Consider the following 4,095-nt stretch of genomic DNA (forward strand, 5'->3'; position numbering starts at 1 on the left):
ATAAACATAACTAGCAGCAACTACACCATTAACACTCTCCTCCAAAACCTGAGCATAATCCCGATTCTTATCAACCAAAAACTCAGTCTTCACCCCATTAACAGTCTTACTAACCCTCACCCCATCGACATCGTAAGCATAACTAATATTCTCACCAGCCGAAGTTTGAACACCAACCAAACGTTTCTCAAGATTCCAAGTATAAACCGTCTCTTGAGTACCGTTTTCAATCTTGCGAGTAGTATTCCCATTCGCATCATAACGATACTCAGTCGATTTCACTAAAACACCATTCTGCCGCAATTCCTCCCTCAACAACCTGTCATTACCGTCATAAACATAACTCGTCACCCCAGCAACAGAATCAGTCTTAGTCAACCGATTCCCCACAGCATCGTAACCGTAATTAACCGTGCGGTTCCCATTAACAGAATCAGTAATTGTCTCCTTTGTCAACCGATACAAATCATCATATTCATACTCAACCTTACGCCCGTTCTGTTCCGTAATAACCTTGCGATGACCAACCAAATCAAGACTATAATCAAAGCTTTGAAGCGTCACCCCATTCCGTTGATAAGCCAACAACTTCAACCGATTCAACTCATCGTAAGTCCGAGTTTCAACAACCCCATTCGGCAACTCGGTTCTCGATAAATTCCCCACAGCATCATAGAAATATTTCGTCTCACTGTTATCCGGATCGGTAACTTTCTTCAAGCGATTCTGTTCATCATAGCCATACTGAGTAACACCCGCAGAAGTCCTTATCTCAGTTCGATTTCCTGCCGCATCGTACTTGTATTCAATCGTCGCCCCGCTTGCCAAATAAGGGCCGTCCGGGTCTTTTCTCGAAACCAACCTTCCCAATTCATCGTAATTAAAAGTAGTCGTTCCCCGCCCATCAACAACAGTCTTAATCTGCCCGCTAGGAGTATAGGTAAACGTAACAGGAGATTGCCCAACAACAGAGAACTGCTTGGATGTCAAGCGATTTTCAGCATCGTAACCGTAAGTAACAGTATTGCCGTTAAAATCAGTTACAGTCTTGACATTTCCCACCTCATCATAAGTAGTTCTTGACCTTTGAGCTAACGGCAACTCAACAGCAACCCGACGCCCGTTTTTATCGTATTCAAACTTAGTGCGGTCGTCCGAAGCATCCTCCTGCCAAATCAACCGCCCAGCTTCATCGTAACCGTACTCGGTTCTCAGATTAATCGGATTAGTTCCCGACTGATTCAAAGTCTGGATAACAGCAGTCAATCTACCCAACGCATCGTACTCATACTTGACTGTTTTACCAGCAGCATCAGTAGCAGAAATGCGGCGTCCCAAACTATCGTATTCGGTGCGATTTGTCGGATTATCTAACAAATTGTTGGGAGTAGAATCGGGATAAATTGTTTTTACCAACCGTCCCAAATTATCGTACTCGTAGCGAGTTATCCTGCCTTTAGCATCAATACTCGCAACAGTCCGTCCCGCATTATCGTATTCTGTCTTAGTGCGAGGATTATCAGTCAGATTGCTGGGAGTATCGTCGGGATAAATTACCTCTACCAACCGCCCGTTATTATCGTAACGGTATTCGGTGCGATTTCCCCGTTCGTCAATCTCAGCTTTGACATCACCGTTTTTGTAATACTCAGTTTTGCTGCGGGGATTGTTCGCCAAGAAAGCAGGCGAAACCGAGGGATAAATTACCTGCGTCCAGTCAATTGTAGCAGGAGTTTGATTCGGAGCGAGAACGCTGATTAATTGCGCGATAGAATCGACTCCATCGGCATAAATTATCTCAACCAACCGCCCAGCATCATCGTAATTGTAATGCGTGGTTTGCTTATCTGGGTCAATTGTAGCCCGCAAACGTCCGCCCTTATCGTAAATGTTAATCTCCCTCGGATTGTCGGCGGGGTTGGTAAGCGTATTGTCGGGATAAATCGTCTCGACTAACTGACCTTTACTATCGTAGCGGTACTCGGTTTTGTTGTTGCGGGCATCAATGACAGCAATTTGATTTCCATTAGCATCATACCTGTATTCTGTCACCTTGTTCTCAGCATCAGTCGCAAACCTGATTTTGCCGTTGCTGTCGTAATCCGATTTACTAACTAAAGTTTGCACGCCCGAAGGAGTAGTAACAGTACGAGTTTCAGTTTTGCGGTTGCCGCTGCTGTCGTAAGTGTAAGTTGTTGTATTTCCTAAAGCATCCTTCACTGAAAGCACGTTACCCGAACCATCGTAGGTAAAGTTAGTAACTTTGTTCGCTGCATCAGTAAGAGTGAGAAGATTTCCCCGCAAATCGTAGCTGAACTTACTAACATTCCCCTTCGCATCCTTAGTCGTCAGCAAATTCCCACTCGGAGAATAAGTATAAGTCGCAGTATTCCCCAAAGCGTCGGTTTCAGTCAAAACCTGTCCCCGACTGTTATAAGTCCAGCGACTGATGTTGCCTAACGGGTCTTTTTCAGTTAACTTATTTCCCTTCGCATCGTAAGTCCATTCAGTCTTTTGTTGCACCTCAACCGGATTCCCAGCAGCATTTAACTCGGAGGTAATAACCGTCTCAGTCAGAACGTTATTATCCCCATCAAAAGTCCTATCAATCCTCTTCCCTAACGGGTCAATCTCAGTTAAAACATTCCCGCGACTGTCATAAACATAAGTAGTCTCCTTACCAAAAACATCCTTAACCTTCTGAATCGAATTATTCGGGTCATAAACCAACTCAACCCTTTCCCCATTCCCATCAATCATGCGCGTAAGACGACCAGAATCATCATATGCAGTCTTCACCCCAGTCCTTCCAAGAGAATCAATCACCTCAGTCAAAAAGTGAGGATTATTAACAGCTTCATACTTAAACGTTGTAGTATTATTCTCCCTATCCTTAACCCGAACCAAATCTCCTTTACTATCATACTGATACTGAACCTTCTTCCCATCCGGGTCAACAACACCAACAATCCTCCCAGCCACATCCCTCTCAAAAGTCACCGACTTACCCGTACTACTCTTAATCCCAGCATCGCTAAAATCCCTCCTTAGTAGTCAACACATAAACCCCACCAAAAGCAGGATTTTCGGGATTGAAAGGCTGTGCGTTTACCCCGTAATACTCGCCGTAATCATTCCGTACTAAATTCGCATCCTTAACCGTCAGAGTCATCGTCGAACCCTTCTGAGACTCAAAAGCAGGCTTAAACATCTGAGCACCCGGCCCAGCCCCTCCTAAATACTGATTCAGATGATGCGGAGTCGGCTTAAAAGTAAAGGTTTCCCGCTTCCCACCCGGAAGCGTAATAAACACCTTAGTCTTGCTGTCAAAAGGAACAGTATTTATCCCCAACTCCTCATAAGTCGGGTCAGCTTTTAGCGAAGTCTTCAAATCCGTATCCCGGAACTCCATCCGCCAGCCGTAGCCGAAATCATCGCTAGAATTCGCATTCAAAGAATCGTAAGTTCGAGTTACATTAATCGGAATTCCCGCCACTGGAACAGATAAATCAGTAAACGATAACCGGAAATTACCCAACTTCAAATCCCCCGCAACATTCACCGTCCTTTCCGTAGTCGAACCGTTACCGTTAGCATCGAATGCAGTGAATTTTAGAACGTAAGCGCCGTTAGCCAAAACAGTCGGGTCAAATGTCGCAACCGTTCCGTTGCTGACAGCAGTAGTTCCCCGATAAACTTCCTTAAATTGACTGCTACCAACCGAGGCTACTGACAAAGTATAGTAATCCAAATTACTGTCAGTTATCGTACCTCGAATTACCAGAGGTGCAGAAACATCAACATCATCTTCTAAACTGATGTTGATAATTGGCGCGTTGACATCGCTAGTATCAATCGCCCTGACAACTTGAGTCGCATTTCCTACATTTCCGGCGGCATCTTTAGCTGTCGCAATTGCCGTGATGGGAGTTAAGTTATTTAACTTGACAGTTGCTTTGCCCTGTGCATCTATGACTACAGGAGTGCCGTTGATAGTTAGGGCTTGCTGAATAATTGATTGCCAACCAAGAGCAGGAGCGATCAATATATTCAAGCTTGGTTAAAGATAAGTTTTTTCTGTATCGAGTCGCCCGA

Annotated in this window: 1 protein-coding gene and 1 pseudogene; both read right to left on the bottom strand. The window is 44.6% G+C overall.

Annotated features, from left to right (window positions below):
* A pseudogene (locus tag JGK14_RS33800) lies at positions 1-3,000 on the bottom strand (putative Ig domain-containing protein); the annotation flags it as partial.
* 34 nt (positions 3,001-3,034) lie between these two features.
* Positions 3,035-4,054, bottom strand: coding sequence for a DUF6531 domain-containing protein (locus JGK14_RS33805; RefSeq protein WP_325316009.1), 1,020 nt, complete (start codon positions 4,052-4,054; stop codon positions 3,035-3,037).
* Positions 4,055-4,095: the final 41 nt, after the last annotated feature.

The sequence above is a fragment of the Microcoleus sp. PH2017_28_MFU_U_A genome, from assembly GCF_020738035.1.
Taxonomy (GTDB): domain Bacteria; phylum Cyanobacteriota; class Cyanobacteriia; order Cyanobacteriales; family Microcoleaceae; genus Microcoleus.